At 75.3% G+C, this 16,171-nt stretch carries 12 protein-coding genes; 4 read left to right on the top strand and 8 right to left on the bottom strand.

Translation table 11 applies throughout. The features are described from left to right. Positions 1-3: 3 nt before the first annotated feature. Both EDD39_RS22360 and EDD39_RS22355 read right to left on the bottom strand, forming a co-directional pair. Positions 4-1,611, bottom strand: a complete 1,608-nt coding sequence (locus EDD39_RS22360; RefSeq protein WP_123558646.1) for a hypothetical protein — start codon at positions 1,609-1,611, stop codon at positions 4-6. A gap of 217 nt (positions 1,612-1,828) precedes the next feature. Continuing rightward, the gene (locus EDD39_RS22355; RefSeq protein WP_123560749.1) at positions 1,829-2,566 is read right to left on the bottom strand and encodes an ATP-grasp domain-containing protein; all 738 of its coding nucleotides are present in this window, start codon (positions 2,564-2,566) and stop codon (positions 1,829-1,831) included. Between the two features lie 394 nt (positions 2,567-2,960). Between EDD39_RS22355 and EDD39_RS22350 the strand changes: the two genes are divergently transcribed. Further along, positions 2,961-4,178: a serine hydrolase domain-containing protein gene (locus tag EDD39_RS22350; RefSeq protein WP_123558644.1), complete on the top strand. Its 1,218-nt coding sequence runs from the start codon at positions 2,961-2,963 to the stop codon at positions 4,176-4,178. A 105-nt stretch (positions 4,179-4,283) separates the two neighbouring features. Here the strand turns inward: EDD39_RS22350 and EDD39_RS22345 are convergent, their stop codons facing one another. Both EDD39_RS22345 and EDD39_RS22340 read right to left on the bottom strand, forming a co-directional pair. Next, complete coding sequence (locus tag EDD39_RS22345) at positions 4,284-4,631, bottom strand: hypothetical protein (protein WP_030462007.1); 348 nt, start codon at positions 4,629-4,631, stop codon at positions 4,284-4,286. Positions 4,632-4,746: 115 nt separating this feature from the next. Continuing rightward, positions 4,747-5,262 (bottom strand): MarR family winged helix-turn-helix transcriptional regulator, encoded by a 516-nt coding sequence (locus EDD39_RS22340; protein WP_123558642.1) that lies wholly within the window; start codon positions 5,260-5,262, stop codon positions 4,747-4,749. 48 nt (positions 5,263-5,310) lie between these two features. Here EDD39_RS22340 and EDD39_RS22335 point away from each other — a divergent pair, with 48 nt between their 5' ends. Next, positions 5,311-6,321: a DMT family transporter gene (locus EDD39_RS22335; protein WP_123558640.1), complete on the top strand. Its 1,011-nt coding sequence runs from the start codon at positions 5,311-5,313 to the stop codon at positions 6,319-6,321. An 84-nt stretch (positions 6,322-6,405) separates the two neighbouring features. Here the strand turns inward: EDD39_RS22335 and EDD39_RS22330 are convergent, their stop codons facing one another. Then, the gene (locus EDD39_RS22330; RefSeq protein WP_123558638.1) at positions 6,406-7,458 is read right to left on the bottom strand and encodes an aldo/keto reductase; all 1,053 of its coding nucleotides are present in this window, start codon (positions 7,456-7,458) and stop codon (positions 6,406-6,408) included. Positions 7,459-7,691: 233 nt separating this feature from the next. Between EDD39_RS22330 and EDD39_RS22325 the strand changes: the two genes are divergently transcribed. After that, entirely contained in the window at positions 7,692-8,576 is an 885-nt protein-coding gene (locus tag EDD39_RS22325; protein ID WP_123558636.1) for a helix-turn-helix transcriptional regulator, read from the top strand. Positions 8,577-8,768: 192 nt separating this feature from the next. Beyond that, complete coding sequence (locus tag EDD39_RS22320; RefSeq protein ID WP_123558634.1) at positions 8,769-11,963, top strand: penicillin acylase family protein; 3,195 nt, start codon at positions 8,769-8,771, stop codon at positions 11,961-11,963. On the opposite strand, the gene EDD39_RS22315 is transcribed toward EDD39_RS22320, so the two are convergent. From EDD39_RS22315 to EDD39_RS22305, 3 genes are read right to left on the bottom strand one after another with little or no spacing between them, the layout of a single operon-like run. After that, entirely contained in the window at positions 11,927-14,149 is a 2,223-nt protein-coding gene (locus EDD39_RS22315) for an ABC transporter ATP-binding protein (protein WP_208765562.1), read from the bottom strand. The genes EDD39_RS22320 and EDD39_RS22315 overlap by 37 nt on opposite strands. Then, positions 14,146-15,132 (bottom strand): ABC transporter permease, encoded by a 987-nt coding sequence (locus EDD39_RS22310; protein WP_244256914.1) that lies wholly within the window; start codon positions 15,130-15,132, stop codon positions 14,146-14,148. The genes EDD39_RS22315 and EDD39_RS22310 overlap by 4 nt, the downstream gene beginning before the upstream one ends. Further along, the gene (locus tag EDD39_RS22305; RefSeq protein WP_123558633.1) at positions 15,129-16,112 is read right to left on the bottom strand and encodes an ABC transporter permease; all 984 of its coding nucleotides are present in this window, start codon (positions 16,110-16,112) and stop codon (positions 15,129-15,131) included. Before EDD39_RS22305 ends, EDD39_RS22310 begins: the two co-directional genes overlap by 4 nt. Positions 16,113-16,171 lie beyond the last annotated feature (59 nt).

The following is a 16,171-nucleotide window of genomic DNA, read 5'->3' as shown; positions in this document are numbered from 1 at the left end:
GGATCAGCGCAGTGCGCCGAGGTCCTTCGGGGTGCTGACACCGTCGAAGGTCAGCAGGTGCCGGTCGGCGGTGACGGCGTACAGGTCGGGCCGGCCGTCGCCGTTGCCGTCGCCCGAGCTGCCGAGCGTCGGGTACTCCGCGACCGGGAAGGTGCCGATCACCGTGCCCGTCGCGGGGTCGGCCAGCGCGGCGAAGTCGTACGTGCCGTCGGCGCCCTTGGTGATCGGGTACGTCCGCAGCTCGCCGGTGGCCCGGTTGCGGGCCCAGAGGGCGAGCGAGCCGTCGGCCGCCTTGCCCGGGGCGACCAGGTCGTACCCGCTCCAGGCGCTGGCGGTCGAGATCCGCACGAACGTCGCGTAGTTGTACATGAAACCGGGGCCGGTGTAGAGCCAGAGGCTGTCGTCCTCGACCGTGAGGACCGAGGTCCGCTGGTCCGCCCCGAGCGCGCCCAGCGGCACCAGCTGGACGGCCTTCGACCAGTCGGGGTTGAAGCCCTCCGGGAGCACCGGCGGGTCGAACGGGTCCACGTCGCGCTCGACCCAGCTGTAGCCGCGGGTGAAGCCGCCCAGGTCGAAGTTGCGGTAGAGGGCGAGGCCGGCACTGCCCGGCTGGTGGGCCATCAGGTCGTCCACGGGCGCGTGCGACTGGTCCCAGCCGCGGTGCAGCAGCTGCAGGCCGGTCCACCCCTCGCCGCCGGGCGCGCGGACGGCCGCGACGGTCGAGGTCGGCACGGTGGTGGTGGCGTCCGCGCTGATGACCTGGAGGTTGCCGGCCGCGTCGGGCAGCAGGATGTCCGGCACCCCGTCGCCGTTGACGTCGCCCGGGACCGCCGGCGGGTTCGGGTTCGAGGGCGCGTAGAAGGTGTAGCTGACCGGCTGGGTGGCGTTGCCCGCGTTGTCGAACGCCTGCACGGTGAGGACGTTGGTGCCCCACTGCGTCGGCCTCAGCCGGAACGTCGCGCTGCCGTCGGCGCCCGCCACCGCGGTGCCCTCGCCCCGGCACGGCGAGCCGACGCTCAGCGTGCCGTTGAGGACGTACTGGTAGCAGGCCACGCCCGAGCCCTGGTCGGTGCCCTTGACGGTGAAGGTCCCGCTCTGGCCGGCGTACTTCAGCGGGGTCCCCCCGCTGCCGGACTCCGGGAAGTCGGTGGACCCGACGGTGAACTGGGGGGCGGTGGCGTCGATCCCGAAGTGGCAGACCGGGGTCGGCTTCCCGCCGCCCGGGCCGTAGTCGGGCCAGGCCTGCCAGGAGTAGCCGGCGCCCTCGGCGAGGCCGGTGGGCCGGACCTGGACGGTGCCGTCGGCGGCCGGCTGCGCCGTGCTGTCGAAGACCTTGGCGCCGGATGCGTTCCACACCTTGAAGCGGGTACCGGGCGCGGTGGTGCGGGCGGTGAGCGCGGGCTCGGTGGTGGTGATCCAGCCCGGCACCGTGGTGTCGTCGCAGGCGTCGGTGGACCCGCCGGTGGTGAGCGAGCCCGGGGCCGGGACCGCCCTGGGGTCGGTCACGGCCGACTCCCCGCCCTGGGCCGTGGCCGCGGGCACGCCGACGGCCATCAGGACGACGGCGGTGCCGAGCGTGGCGGCCAGGCGCCTGCCGATGGTGGTTGACATGCGGTTCCCCCCTGTTTTGAACGCGTTCGATCGCGCTGCGGGAGCACTCTGTCAGGGGGCTGAACCGACGTCAACCGCATTTGGGCGCGGCACCGGCCCGCAGGCCGCACGTCCCTCGGGGGTGGGCGCGGACGGCGGGGAACGGGCCGGGCCGGGCCTTCCGGAACTGCTCTTCCGGGCCCGGCCTTCCGGATCCGGTCTTCCGGGCCTGGTCGGATCAGCGCCGTTCGAACGCCGCGTCCCGCGGCCGCACGTGTTCGCGCGGGCCCGCCGACCGCAGGACCACGTCCAGTACCCGGGCCGGGTCGGCCGCGTAGGCGTGCGAGAACCACGCCATGTTGGCCTCCACCACGGCCCAGCGGTGGCCCGGGCGGTACGGGTCGAGCAGTTGGCCGACGTCCACGACCACGGCGCTCGGCAGGGTGGGGCCGGCCGCGGCGGCCAGCCGGTCGGCGAACTCCGCGAGTTGCGCGGCGGTGGACCGGTCCTCCCGGTCCGGGCCGAGCGGGCGGGGGTCGAGCCGGCCGAACACCGCGTACCTGCTGGCCGCGGCGATCCGGCCGTCCAGCAGGAACAGCCGGTACTCGGCGGCGAAGGTCACCACCTCGGACAGCAGCACCGGGGTCGCCGGATCCAGGTCGGCGGGCAGCCGGGAGCCGTCGCCGTGGACCTCGGCGGGGAAGGACTTGTCCCGGGGCGGTTTGACGAACGTCGGCCGGTCCAGCGCCCACGCGTCCGCGAGGGTCGCCGCCCGGACCTGACGGCCCGTGAACTCCTCCGGCAGCTCGGCGAGCCAGCCGTCCGTCGGCTCCAGCAGCGCGAACCCGAGCCGCCCCGCGAGCCGTGCCCCCGCGACCGGCCCGCCGTACCAGTACGCGGGACCGGTCAGGCCGGGCTCCTCCGCCGCCCGGACGGGCATTCCCCGGCCCGCCGCCTCGGCGGCCAGCAGTTCCATCGTCGACGTCCGCCGCCCGGGCATGACCAGCACCGCGTTTCCCTCCCCTGTTCCGCAGGTCCGCAGGACCGCCGCGCCAAGCCCTGTCCGGTCGATCCTGTCAGATCGGCGCTCGGCTCCCCCAGCCCCGAGGGAGGCCGGGGGCACTCCCTTGGCGCCCGGCCGGGAGTGCCGGCCCCACCGTGCCGCCCGCCGCACCTGACGGGCTGTCATGCTGCCGGTCGGAGGACAATCCCCCGTCGGTCGGGGCGGGGCCGACGCGGCTTCCTCCCCCGGGACGACCCGGGTGCCGGCCTCCTCCTTCCGGCGAGCGATGCCGGGGCCCGCCCGGAGCGGTGAGGCTGGGCGGTGACGAACCCCGACTGTCCGGTCACTCCCGAGCAAGGAGAATCGTGTGAAGCAGTACCGAACGGGCGCCCGGCGACTGGCCGCCGTGCTGCTCGCGGGCGCGTCGGTGTTCGTCCTCGCCCCGACCGCCGGAGCCGCCGGGGCCACCGGAGCCGCCGGGGCCACAGGGTTCGCGGGCCCCTCCTGGCCCGGGGCGAAGGTGCGGCCGGAGCAGCTCCAGCAGGGGCTGGACGCGCTGACCGGCGAAGGCGGCGCCAGTGCGGCGACCGGCGAACTGCGGCAGGACGGGCGGGTGGTGTGGCGGGGGACCTCCGGCGTCGGCGACCTGGCCACCGGCGAACCCGCCCCGGTGGACGGCGCGTTCCGGGCCGGCAGCATCACCAAGACGTTCCTGGCCACGGTGGTCCTGCAACTGGTCGGCGAGGGCCGGGTCGGGCTGGACGAGCCGATCGAGCGGTACCTGCCGGGCGTGGTACCGAACGGCTCGGCGATCACGGTCCGTCAGGTCATGAACCACACCGCCGGACTGTACGACTACACCCAGGACCCGCGGTTCGCCTACGACACCGAGGCCGACCAGCGCCGCCTGCTCGACCAGGACCGCTGGCGCACCTGGTCGGCGTCCGAGCTGATCGCCATCGGCCTCTCGCACCCGCCGTACTTCCCGCCCGGCCAGGGCTGGCAGTACTCGAACACCGACTACCTGCTGATCGGGGAGCTGGTGGACGAGGTCACCGGCCACGACTGGCGCAGCGAGGTGCGCCGGCGGGTGATCCGGCCGCTCGGCCTGCACCGCACCTCGCTGCCGGGCACCGCCACCGGCATCCCGGGTCCGCACAGCCACGGCTACCTGCAGCTCTCCGACGGGCCGGCCGACGTCACGGAGTTCAACACCTCGGTGGCGGGCGCGTCCGGCGAGCTGATCTCCAGCAACGACGACCTGGCCCGGTTCGACGCGGCGCTGCTCGGCGGCCGCCTGCTCGCCCCGGCGCAACTGGCCCAGATGACCACCACGGTGCCGGCCGACGTGCAGCCGCCGACCGACTACGGGCTGGGCCTGATGGAGCTGAAACTGTCCTGCGGCAACGTCTGGGGCCACCCGGGCGGGATCTACGGCTACACCACCTACCTGTTCGGCGACCGGGCGGGCCGCCGGCAGGTCTCGGTCTCGGCGAACCCGTACGACCAGGCGAAGGGCGCCGCGTTGACGCCCGCCGCGGTCGCCCTGGTCGACCTGGCCTTCTGCGGGCCGGCCAGGTCCTGAACCGAGGTGCTGAACTGAAGTCCTCCCCCGCCGCCGCGGAGGAGGACCCGGCCCGGGGGCGTCCCGGCCCTGTGGTTGCGGGACGCCCCCGGGAGAGGTGGGGAATCAGAGGCCGGTGCCGTAGTAGCCGCCGACGGTGCGGCGGTACTCGGGGTCTCCGGCGTGGGACTCGTGGTGGTACTCGGGGGCGTTCTTGATCTCGTCCTTGGTGCGGCCGACCCAGACGGTGCGGGCCTCCTCGTCGATCCGGCGGATGGTGCCCGCGGGGAGCAGGACGGTGCGGCCGAAGATCCACGGGCCGGTGTCGACCACGATGTGGCCGTCCTCGGCCTCGTAGGAGTGCTTGTCGACCTTTCCGATGTGGCCATCGGCGGCCTCGACCCGGAACCCGGTCAGGTCGACGCCCGGCCGGTGCCCCTCGGCGTTCTCGTAGCCCCACATGCCGTCGCTCACAACTGCCTCCTTCGTGAGGGGAGTTCGTCGTTCTGCGGGTCGGCTGCCCGGCTTCACGGCGAGTATGCGCGGCTTTTGCGGGAGTTTGGGCGCCCCTGGTCCGGGCCCGGTTCATTCAGGAGGGGGTGGGGTCGGCGGGTTCGAGGCGGGCGAGCCAGTCGGCGAGGAGGGCTTCGAGCCGTTCGGCTTCGGCGGGGGTGAGGGTGGCGAGGAGCCGGTGCTCGTTGCGGATGTGGTCGGTGAAGGCGCGGTCGATCAGGTCCCGGCCGGCGTCGGTGAGGGCGACGACCCGGCCGCGGCGGTCCTCGGTGGCGGTGCGGCGGGTGACCAGGCCGGCCCGTTCGAGGCGGTCGATGCGCTTGGTGACGGCGCCGGTGGTGACCATGGTGTGGGCGGCGAGTTCGCCGGGGGCGCGTTCGTAGGGGGCGCCGGCCCGGCGGAGGGCGGCGAGGACGTCGAACTCGCCCTCGCCGAGGTCGTAGCGGGCGTAGACGGCGCAGAGCTCGTGGGTGAGCAGGGTGGCGACCCGGTGCAGGCGGCCGATCACGCCCTGCGGGGCGACGTCCAGGTCGGGGCGTTCGCGCTGCCAGGCGGCCTGGATCCGGGCGACGTGGTCGAGGGGCTGCTCCATGGCCCCAGCATAGCGGTGGTGTTTTCCGTGGAAGCTATATTGTCTTCCATGGAAGCGATACTCCGGTGGGGCCTCCCGACCGCCCTCGCCCCGGTGGCCTGGGGCGCCAACTACTACGTCACCCACCGCTACCTGCCGGCCGGCGCGCCGCTCTGGGGCGCGGCCCTGCGCGCCCTCCCGGCCGGGCTGCTGCTGCTCGCCGCGGCCCGGCGGCTGCCGCGCGGCGCCTGGTGGTGGCGCTCGGCGGTGCTCGGGGCGCTGAACACCGCCGCGTTCTTCGTTCTGGTCTACCTGGCCTCGCAGTGGCTCCCGGCCGGCACCGCCGCCATGGTGATGGCGCTCTCCCCGCTCGCCCTGATGCTCTGCGCCTGGCTGCTGGTCGGCGAACGCCCGCTGCCCGCGCAACTGGCGGGCGGCGCGGTCGGCGTCGGCGGGGTGGTCCTGATGCTGGCGGGCGACCCCGGCCCGGTGGGCAGTGGCGGTGGCGCCGTCGGCACTGGCGGCGCGAGCGGTGCGGACGGCCTGCCCGGGCTGCTCGCCTCGCTGGGGGCGCTGCTCGCCTCCTCGGTCGGCTACGTGCTCGCCAAGCGCTGGGCGGCGCCCGCGGACGGCGGCGGCACTCCGGGCGTACTGGCCTCCACCGCCTGGCAGTTGACGCTCGGCGGCCTGCTCCTGCTGCCGGTCGCCACGCTGGCCGAGGGGGCGCCCCCGGCGCTGGACGGCGGCGCGCTGGCGGCCTTCGGCTACACCTCGCTGGTCGCCACCGCCCTGGCCTTCCTGGTCTGGTTCACCGGCCTGCGCAGGCTGCCCGCCGCGACCGTCGGCCTGATCGGCCTGCTCAACCCCGTCACCGGCGTCCTGCTCGGCACCGCCCTGGACGGCGAACCGCTGGGCCCCGCCCGGCTCGGCGGCATGGCGCTGGTCGCCGTCGGCGTCCTCCTCGGCCGCCCGCGCCCCGGCGGGGCGTCACCCCGCGCCCGGGCCGGCCGGACCGGCCTCCCGCCCGCCCGCCGGGCGGCGGCGGCTGCGCAGGGGTGCGAGCCTCCGCCCGAGGCGTGAGCGGGAGCAGGAGTCGGAGCGGGAGCGGGAGTTGGGGCCGGAGTCGGGCCGGGGCCGGGCCGGGGCTCAGGGGCGGCCCGGGGCTCAGGGGCGGGCCGGGCCCGCGCCGGCGCCGGTCGCGGTGATCGCGGCGGCGATCGCGTCCCGGTCGGCGTCGGTCAACTCCAGGGATCCGGCGCCGATCCAGTCGTCGACCTGGCCGGGGCGGCGGGCGCCGACGATCGTGCCGGTGACGCCGGGCCAGGCCAGCGTCCAGGCGAGGGCGACCGCGGAGACCGTGGTGCCGTGCGCCGCGGCGATCGGGCGCAGGGCCTCGACCAGGGCGAGGTTGGCGGCGAGGCCGGTGGTGAACTCGGGGAAGCCCTTGCGCCAGTCGTCGTCCGGCAGGGCCGCGACCCGCTCGGCGCTGAACGTCCCGGTCAGCAGCCCGGAGTGGAGCGGCTGGTAGACGATCGCCCCGGTGCCGTGGGCGTGCGCCCAGGCGAGTTCGGGCGCGGCCTCCCGGTGCAGCAGGCTGAACTGGGGCTGGATCGCGTCGACGTGCGCGACCGCCTCGGCGGCGGCCAGCTGCGCGGCGTCGTGGTTGGACAGCGCGATCGCCCGCACCTTGCCCTCGGCCTTCAGCTCGGCCAGCGCCGCCCAGTACTCCTCCAGCGCGGTGGCGTGCCGGGCGGTGGCGGCCGGGTCCTCGTCGGGGCCGAAGGTCAGCAGCGCGCCGTCGCCGGGCCAGTGCGCCTGGTAGAGGTCGATCCGCTCGACGCCCAGGCGGCGCAGCGAGTCCTCCAGTTCGGCCCGGATGCTGGCGGGCTTGAGCAGCTTGCGCGGGGCGGCGAACGGGTCGGGTTCGTCCCAGACCAGGCCGGCCTTGGTGAAGACGTACGGGCGTTCGGCTTCCGGGAGGGCGGCGAGGGCCTTGCCGACGACCTCCTCGGAGTGGCCGAGGCCGTAGGCGGGGGCGGTGTCGATCCAGTTGACCCCGGCCTCGACGACCCGGTGGATGGTGGCGATCGAGTCGGCGTCGTCCTGGGCACCCCAGGCGAAGCCCCAGCCGGCCCCGCCCAGCGCCCAGGCGCCGAAGCCGATCCGGCTGATCTCGAGGTCGGTGCCGCCGAGGCGGGTGGTGGGCAGAGCGTTCATGACTGCGGGTTCCTCACGTTGCGTTCGGGTGTCCGGGGGGTGCGCCACTCATCCTCACGACCGCGCCCGGCCCCGCCCAGGGCTCCGTTCGTCCCCGGTACCGCCCGTCCTGGGTCTGCCGGAACCCCCTTCGGGCCGGGCCCGGTCCGCCTGGCCTGGTTCCCCAGAACCGGGTCGCCTGGCCGGGTTCCCCGGGACCGGTCCGCCGGGCCCGGTTCAATAGGATCGTGGCCATGAACCGACGAGCCGACCTCGGTGCCTTCCTGCGCTCCCGCCGCGCCCGGATCCGCCCGGAGGACGCGGGGATCCGGGGTTTCGGCGAGCGGCGGCGGGTGCCGGGCCTGCGCCGCGAGGAGGTGGCCCAGCTCGCCGGGGTGAGCGCCGACTACTACACCCGCTTCGAGCAGGGCCGGGCCGAGAACGCGTCCGACGCGATCGTCGACGCCGTCGCCCGGGCGCTGCGCCTGGACGCGGTCGAGACCGGCCACCTGCACCGGCTGGTGCGGGCCGGCGGCGGGCCGCTGCCGACGCCCGTGCAGCAGGTGCGTCCGGGCCTGCGCCGGCTGATGGACTCGATGCCGCACACCCCGGCGTACGTGGTCGGCCGCCGCACCGACGTGCTGGCCTGGAACGCGCCGATGGCCGCCATGATGATCGACTTCGCCGCGCTGCCGCCCGAGCGGCTCAACAAGGCGTGGCTGGTCTTCTGCCACGAGGAGCTGCGCAGCCGCTTCGTCGACCGGGAGGCCAAGGCCCGCGACATCGTCGGCTACCTGCGCCTGGACCTCGGCCGCCACCCGGGGGACCCGGCGTACCCGGCGCTGATCGGTGAACTGTCGGACGCCAGCCCGGAGTTCCGGCGGCTGTGGGAGCAGCAGGAGATCCGGGAGAAGACCCACGGCAGCTACCACCTGCGCCATCCCGCGGTCGGCGAGTTCACCGTCGCCTACGAGAGCCTGACCCTGCCCGGCGATTCCGACCAGACCCTGGTCACCTACACCGCCGAGGAGGGCTCCCCCTCCCAGGCCGCCCTGCACGTCCTCGCCGAGCTCGCCGAACTCGCCGAACTCGCCGAACGCCCCCTCGCCCCGGCCGTCCCGGGCCCGGGCGTCTCCTGAGCCTCCCGCCACGGCCCGCGCGGACCTGCACCGGCCCGCGCGTTCCAGCGTCCCCCGACCGGCCGTCAACTCGCGTTCATGACAGGCGGGTGACAGTTCCGTGGCGGGTCCCGCCCGCCCCCTACCGGGGGGTCACTTCGCGGACTAGCGTGCGCCCGGACTTCCGGTACCCCCTGTCAGGAAGAGGCCCAGGTGCCCGCTGCCCCCCGCCCCCGCCGACTGCGTTCGGCCGCCCTCGCCGTCCTCGCCTCCGCCGCGCTGCTGCTCGGCGCGCTCACCGCCCAGCCGGCCGCCGGGGCCGCCGCCGGGCCCGCCCCCGCCGCCGGGGACCCGTGCCTGGGCCAGTGCCAGGACGTCCTGACGGCGGGTGAGAACGGCCACGCCACGCTGGCCGGGATCCTGCTGCACCAGAGCGTGGGGACCCGGCCCGCGCACTCCGCCGACCAGGTGGACGAGTACGACGCGCTGCTGCACGACTACAGCGGCCTGACGCCCGACCAGCTGTCGGCGTACTTCGACGACGCCTCCTTCGGGGTGCCCGCCGGGCAGGTGGAGAGCACCACCACGCCGCGCGCCGGGGTGACCATCACCCGGGACAGGGCCACCGGCACCCCGCACGTCAAGGGCGTCACCCGGTCCGACACCGAGTTCGGCGCGGGCTACGCGGCCGGGCAGGACCGGCTCTGGCTGATCGACGTGCTGCGGCACGTCGGCCGCGGGCAGCTGTCCTCGTTCGCGGGCGGCGCGGCGGGCAACCGGGAGCTGGAGCAGAGCCTGTGGGCGGTCGCCCCGTACACCGAGGCGGACCTGCAGCAGCAGATCGACCGGGTGAAGGCGTCCGGCCCGCGCGGGGCGCAGGCCTGGCAAGACGTGCAGGACTACGTGGCGGGCCTGAACGCCTTCGCGGCGGCCGACGTCGCGGCGAACACCTACCCGGGCGAGTACGTGCTGACCGGGCACGGCTCGACCATCGCCCCGTTCACGGCCACCGACGTGGTGGCGATCTCCTCGGTGATCGGGGCGATCTTCGGCGGCGGCGGGGGCGGCGAGGTCGGCAACGCGCTGGCCCGGCTCGCCCTGCGCCGGCAGTACGGCACCGAGGCGGGCGACCGGGCGTACGCGGCCTGGCGGGCCGAGGACGACCCGGAGGCGACGCCCACCGTGCACGACGGCACGGCCTTCCCGTACGCGGCCTCGCCCGCCGCGCCGGTGGGCACCGCGCTGCCGGACCCGGGGTCGGTCACCGAGGTCCCCCGCACCGCCAACGGCACGGGCACCGGGGCCGGGAGCGCCCTGTCCGGGGCCGCCGAGGGCGTGCTGCCCGCCGACCTGATCACCGCGAAGAAGGGCATGTCGAACGCCCTGCTGGTGTCCGGCGCGCACACCGCCTCCGGGCACCCGGTCGCCGTGTACGGCCCGCAGACCGGCTACTACGCGCCGCAGATCCTGATGGTCCAGGAGCTGGACGGGCCGGGCCTGCGCAGCCGGGGCGCGTCCTTCCCGGGCCTGAGCTTCTACGTGGAGATCGGCCGCGGCCTGGACTACTCGTGGAGCGCGACCTCCGCCAACCAGGACATCACCGACACCTTCGCGGTCGAGCTGTGCGAGCCCGGCGGCGGCGCCCCGTCCACCTCCTCGACCGGCTACCTGCTGGACGGCACCTGCACCCCGTTCGAGCGGCTGGTCCAGCACGACGCCTGGCAGCCGAGCACCGCGGACTCCACCGCGGCGGGCGCCTACGACCTGGTGACGCTGCGTTCGGCGTACGGGCTGGTCACCCACACCGGGACGGTCGGCGGGCGGCCGGTGGCGTACACCGCGCTGCGCTCCACCTACCGGCACGAGGTGGACTCGGTGATCGGCTTCCAGCAGTTCAACGACCCGGCGGCGATCACCTCGGCGGCGGCGTTCCAGCGCGCCGCGCAGGACATCGGCTACACCTTCAACTGGTTCTACGCGGACGCCGACCACACCGCCTACTACAACTCCGGCACCGAGCCGCTGCGCGCCCCCGGCACCGACCCGGACCTGCCGATCCTGGCCCTGCCGGCCTACACCTGGCAGGGCTGGGACCGGGCCGCCAACACCTCCGCGGTCGAACCCGCCGACCGGCACGCGCACTCCACCGACCAGGACTACTACGTCAGTTGGAACAACAAGCAGGCCCCCGGCTTCACCTCGGCCTGGGGCAACGGCGCCGTCCACCGGGCCGACCTGCTGGACACCCGGGTGAAGGCGCTGGTGCAGCGCGGCGCCGTCACCCGCACCGACCTGGTCAAGGCGATGGAGGACGCCGCCAACGTCGACCTGCGGGCCGAACGGGTGCTGCCCGAACTGCTCGCGGTGCTGGACTCGGCGCCGGTCACCGACCCGGCGGCGGCCGCCGCCGTCGCCGGGCTGCGGGCCTGGGCGGCGGGCGGCTCGCACCGGCGCGAGGCGAGCAAGGGCGCGGGCGTGTACACCGACGCGGAGGCGATCCGGGTGCTGGACGCCTGGTGGCCGCTGCTGGTGGAGGGCGAGTTCCGGCCCGGCCTGGGCGATGCGGCCTGGCAGGCGCTGACGGCCGTCGCCCCGATCAACGAGACGCCCTCCGGCGGGCAGTCGGGCGCCACCTCCGGCGGCAGCGACATCGCGGCCGGCCAGGCGCACAAGGGCTCGGCGTTCCAGCACGGCTGGTGGTCGTACGTCGACAAGGACCTGCGCACGGTGCTCGGCCGCCCGGTGACCGGCCCGCTGGAGAGGGCGTACTGCGGCGCCGGCACGCTGAGCGCCTGCCGCCAGGTGCTGCTGACCACGCTGACCCGGGCGGTGGCCACCCCGGCCGCCACCACCTACCCGGCCGACAAGTACTGCGCGGCGGGCGACCAGCTGTGCGCCGACTCGATCGTGCACCGGGCGATGGGCGGCATCACCGTCCCGCGGATCGCCTGGCAGAACCGGCCCACCTACCAGCAGGTCGTGGAGTTCCCGGCCCGCCGCACCGACGACCTGACCGACCTGGCCCGCGGGGCGACCGCCACCGCCTCCGACTACCAGGACGCGATCGTGGTCGCCTACCCGCCCAAGCAGGCCGTCGACGGCAGCACCGGCACCCGCTGGGCCTCCAAGACCGTCGCCACCGCCTGGCTGGACGTCGACCTGGGCACCGTCCGCAAGGTCGGCCGGGTGGTCCTCGACTGGTCCGACCAGTACGCCACCGCCTACCGGATCGACGTCTCCACCGACGGCACCGCCTGGCGCACCGTCTACTCCACCACCACCGACCGCGGCGGCCTGGAGAACCGCCCCTTCACCCCGACCGACGCCCGCCACGTCCGGGTGGTGATGCTGACCCGCGGCACCGACAACCGCTACTCGCTCAACGAGGTCGGCGTGTACGGGAAGTGACGCTCCGTCGGGCCCCGGGCGCGGTCGGCGTCCGGGGCTCGGCGCGGGTCCGGGGCGGGTTCAGTCCGGGTAGTGGCAGGCCGCGGTGTGGTCGGTGTCCGGGGCGGCCGGGGTGGGGGGCGGGGTTCGGTGGCGCAGCGTTGGCGTTGGGCGGGGGTGAGGGTGGGCTGGACGGGGCAGCGGGTGCGGAAGGGGCAGCCGGGGTGGCGGGTGGTGGGGGAGGGCGGGTCGCCGGCCAGCAGGTGGCGGGGGCGGGTGCGTTCGGTGGCGGGGTCGGGGCGGGGGACGGCGGCGAGCAGGGCCCGGGTGTAGGGGTGGCGGGGGTGGGTGAAGACCCGGTCGGCGGTGCCGGTCTCGACGGTGCGGCCGAGGTACATGACGGCGACCCGGTCGGCCAGGTGGCGCACCACGGACAGGTCGTGCGAGACGAACAGGTAGGCGAGGCCGAGTTCGGCCTTCAGGCGTTGGAGCAGGTTGAGCACGCCGGCCTGGACGGAGACGTCGAGGGCGGAGACCGGCTCGTCCAGGGCCAGCAGGTCGGGGCGGACGGCGAGGGCGCGGGCGATGGAGATCCGCTGGCGCTGGCCGCCGGAGAACTCGTGCGGGTAGCGGTCGGCGTACGCGGGGTCGAGGCCGACCTGGCGCAGCAGTTCGGGCACCCGGCGGCGGGCCTCGGCGGCGGGGGTGCGCTGGGCGAGCAGCGGTTCGGCGAGCACGTCGCCGATCGGCATCCGGGGGTCGAGCGAGGCCGCCGGGTCCTGGAAGACGATCTGCACCCGGGAGCGCAGCCGCCGGGTGGCGGCCCGGTCGAGGGCGGCGGTGTCCTGGCCGAGCAGTTCGATCCGGCCGCCCTGCGGGGCCGCCAGCCGCAGGATCTCGTACAGGGTGGTGGACTTGCCGGAGCCGGACTCGCCGACCAGCCCGAGCGTCTCGCCCTGCCGGATGTCGAGGTCCACCCCGTCGACGGCGTGCACCTCGCCGGCCCGTCGGCGCAGCAGGCCGCCGCGGCGCTGCGGGAAGCTGCGGGTGAGGCCGCGGACGGTGAGCACGTCCGGGCGTTCGGCGCGCGGGCGCACGGCGGCGGCGGGCAGGTCCGGGACGGGGTACACCTCGGCGGGGGCGGGCCGGGCGGCGGCGAGGTGGGCGGCGCGCACGCAGGCGGCGAGGTGGGCGGCGGGCCCGGGCGGTGCGGCGGCGGCGGGTACGGGCGGTGCGGCGGCGGGTGGGGCCGCCGAGGGCTCGGCGAGGGCGGTCAGCGGGGGTTCGTCCTGGTGGCAGCGGTCCTCGACGAGCGGGCAGCGGGCGGCGAACGCGCAGCCGGGGGTGGGGAGTTCGCCGGTGGCGGGCGGGGCGCCGGGGATCGGGACCAGGGCGCGGCCGGGGCCGTCGAGGCGGGGGACGGCGCCGATCAGGCCGAGCGTGTAGGGGTGCCGGGGGGCGGCGAACAGGTCGTCGACGGGGGCGGTCTCGACGATCCGTCCGGCGTACATGACGGCGACCCGGTCGGCGCTGCCGGCGATCACCCCGAGGTCGTGGCTGACCAGGACGAGGGCGGCGCCGGTCTCGCGCCGGGCGGTGCGCAGCACCTCGAGGACCTGGGCCTGGATGGTGACGTCGAGGGCGGTGGTGGGCTCGTCGGCGAGCAGCACGTCGGGGTCGTTGGCCACCGCCATGGCGATCATGGCGCGTTGCCGCATGCCGCCGGAGAACTCGTGCGGGAAGGCGTCCAGGGCGCGGGCCGGGTCGGGGATGCCGACCAGGTCGAGCAGGTCGGCGGCGCGCTTGCGGGCGGCGGCCCGGCCGAGGTCCTGGTGGATCCGGACGGCTTCGGCGAGCTGGTCGCCGATCCGGTGGACGGGGGTGAACGCGGAGAGCGGGTCCTGGAAGACCATGGCGATCCGGCGGCCGCGGACGGCGGCGAGCTGCCGGGCGGGCAGGCCGAGCAGTTCGCGGCCGTCGAGGCGGACCGAGCCGCCGGTGCGGGCGGTGGCGGGCAGCAGGCCGAGCACGGCGAGCGCGGTGACGGACTTGCCGGAGCCGGACTCGCCGACCAGCCCGAGCGTCTCGCCCCGGTGCAGTTCGAGGTCGACGCCGCGGACCGCCGGGCGGCCGCCGAAGTCGACGGTGAGGTCGCGGACGGCGAGCAGCGGGGCGGCCGGAGCGGCCTGGGTGGTCGGGACGGTCATGGGGTGCTCCGGCGCGGTGGGGTGGCGGTGGTCCGGCTCCCGGCCGGGGGGTTCAGCGGGCCTCGGCGGCGGGGGCGGTGGCGTCCGGCGGCGGCCGTCGGGTCGAGGGCGTCGCGCAGGCCGTCGCCGACCAGGTTGACGGCGAGCACGAACAGCACCAGCAGTCCGGCGGCGAAGTAGAACAGCCAGGGGAAGACCGGGGCGTCGCTCGCGCCGGCGGCCAGCAGGGTGCCGAGCGAGACGTCGGGCGGGCGGACGCCGAAGCCGAAGTAGGAGAGTGCGGCCTCGCTCATCACGGCGCCGCCGACGGTGACGGTGGCGTCGATGATCAGGAAGGAGGAGACGTTCGGCAGCACGTGCCGCCAGATGATCCGGAACGGTCCGACGCCCATGTAGCGGGCGGCGGCGACGAATTCGCGCTCGCGCAGCGAGCGGGTCATCGAGCGGACCACCCGGGCGGTGATCATCCAGTTGAAGACGGCGAGCAGCAGCACGAAGGCGATCCAGCCGCTGCCGCGCAGCCGGGGCGAGAGGACGGCGATCACCAGGAACGCCGGGAAGATCAGCAGCAGGTCGACCAGGAAGGTCAGCACCCGGTCGGTCCAGCCGCCGAAGTACCCGGCGCAGGCCCCGACCAGCGAGGCCAGCCCGGTGGAGAGGACCGCCACCAGCAGGCCGATCACCAGTGACTTCTGCAGGCCCCGGACGGTCTGCGCGAACACGTCCTGGCCGAGCCCGTTGGTGCCGAACCAGTGGGCGGCGGACGGGGGTTGGCGCAGGCTGGCGTAGTCGGGCGCGGCGTAGTCCCAGGGCGTCAGGTAGGGCCCGGCGAAGGCCAGCAGGAACAGCAGCACCAGCACGGCCAGCCCGGCCACGGCGCCGCGCGAGCCGGCCAGCCGGGCGGCGGCCAGCCGCAGCCGTCCGCGCGGTGCGGGCAGCTCGTCGGCCGACTGCTGCGCGGTCGCGGCGAGTTCGGCGGTCATGCGGTCCTCACCCGGGGGTCGAGCGCGGCGTGCAGGGCGTCGGCGAGGAAGCCGGCGGCGAGGACGACCACGGCGGCGAACAGGTTGACCGCGACCACCGAGTTGACGTCCTGTTCGTTGACGGCCTGGATGAACCACTCCCCCATGCCGTGCCAGCCGAAGATGGTCTCGGTGAAGGCGGCGCCGGTGAACAGGCCGAGGAAGGCGTAGGCGAACATGGTGGTCATCGGGATGATCGCGGTGCGCAGGCCGTGCTTGAGCAGGGCCCGGCCGCGGGTGAGCCCCTTGGCCTCGGCGGTGCGCAGGTAGTCGGCGCCGAGCACGTCGAGCATGGTGGCGCGCTGGTAGCGGCTGTAGGTGGCCAGGCCGCCCAGGGCGAGCGAGAGGGTGGGCAGCAGCAGGTGCAGCGCCCAGTCGGCGAGGTGGGTGCCGAGTCCGCCGGCCAGGTTGGGCGTCTCGTAGCCGGTGAACGGGACCACCTCGTGCCCGGCGGCGTCCTTGGCGGCGATCGCGCCGTTCTTGAGCAGCAGGGCGAGCAGGAAGACCGGGGTGGAGAGCAGCACGAAGGAGAGCACGGTGAGCAGCCGGTCGGAGAGCCGGTACTGGCGCACCGCGCTCCACGCCCCGGCGGCGACGCCGAGCAGCATGCCGAGCAGGCTGCCGACCAGCAGCAGCCGCAGCGAGACCCAGATCCGGCGGCCGAACTCGTCGTTGACGTCGGTGCCGTGGATGGTGCGGCCGAGGTCGCCGTGCAGCAGTCCGTCCGCCCAGGTGCCGAAGCGTTCGACCACGGGGGTGCGGTCGTTGAGGTTGAGCGCGGTGAGCTGGCGGTCGACGGCGGCCGCGGCGGGGCGCGGCTGCTTGGCCTCGAAGTAGGCGCGGGGGCCGAGGGCGGTGGCCGTGAGGACGTACGACAGGAACACCGCTGCGGTGAGCAGGGCGGCGTAGTAGCCGAGCCGCCCCGCGAGGTATCGCGTCACGGCTTGCCTCCGGTGTGGTTCGCACACCTGGGGAACATGGTCATTTGCCTTCGCTCGTA

This window comes from Kitasatospora cineracea (assembly GCF_003751605.1).
Taxonomy (GTDB): domain Bacteria; phylum Actinomycetota; class Actinomycetes; order Streptomycetales; family Streptomycetaceae; genus Kitasatospora; species Kitasatospora cineracea.
This window is presented reverse-complemented; position numbering and strand designations above follow the sequence as displayed.

Excerpts from the sequence above, each read along its gene's own strand:
- EDD39_RS22360 (WP_123558646.1), bottom strand. The coding sequence starts at position 1,611 with ATGTCAACCACCATCGGCAGGCGCCTGGCCGCCACGCTCGGCACCGCC.
- EDD39_RS22355 (WP_123560749.1), bottom strand. The coding sequence starts at position 2,566 with ATGGAACTGCTGGCCGCCGAGGCGGCGGGCCGGGGAATGCCCGTCCGG.
- EDD39_RS22340 (WP_123558642.1), bottom strand. The coding sequence starts at position 5,262 with ATGGAGCAGCCCCTCGACCACGTCGCCCGGATCCAGGCCGCCTGGCAG.
- EDD39_RS22335 (WP_123558640.1), top strand. The coding sequence starts at position 5,311 with ATGGAAGCGATACTCCGGTGGGGCCTCCCGACCGCCCTCGCCCCGGTG.
- EDD39_RS22330 (WP_123558638.1), bottom strand. The coding sequence starts at position 7,458 with ATGAACGCTCTGCCCACCACCCGCCTCGGCGGCACCGACCTCGAGATC.
- EDD39_RS22325 (WP_123558636.1), top strand. The coding sequence starts at position 7,692 with ATGAACCGACGAGCCGACCTCGGTGCCTTCCTGCGCTCCCGCCGCGCC.
- EDD39_RS22315 (WP_208765562.1), bottom strand. The coding sequence starts at position 14,149 with ATGACCGTCCCGACCACCCAGGCCGCTCCGGCCGCCCCGCTGCTCGCC.
- EDD39_RS22310 (WP_244256914.1), bottom strand. The coding sequence starts at position 15,132 with ATGACCGCCGAACTCGCCGCGACCGCGCAGCAGTCGGCCGACGAGCTG.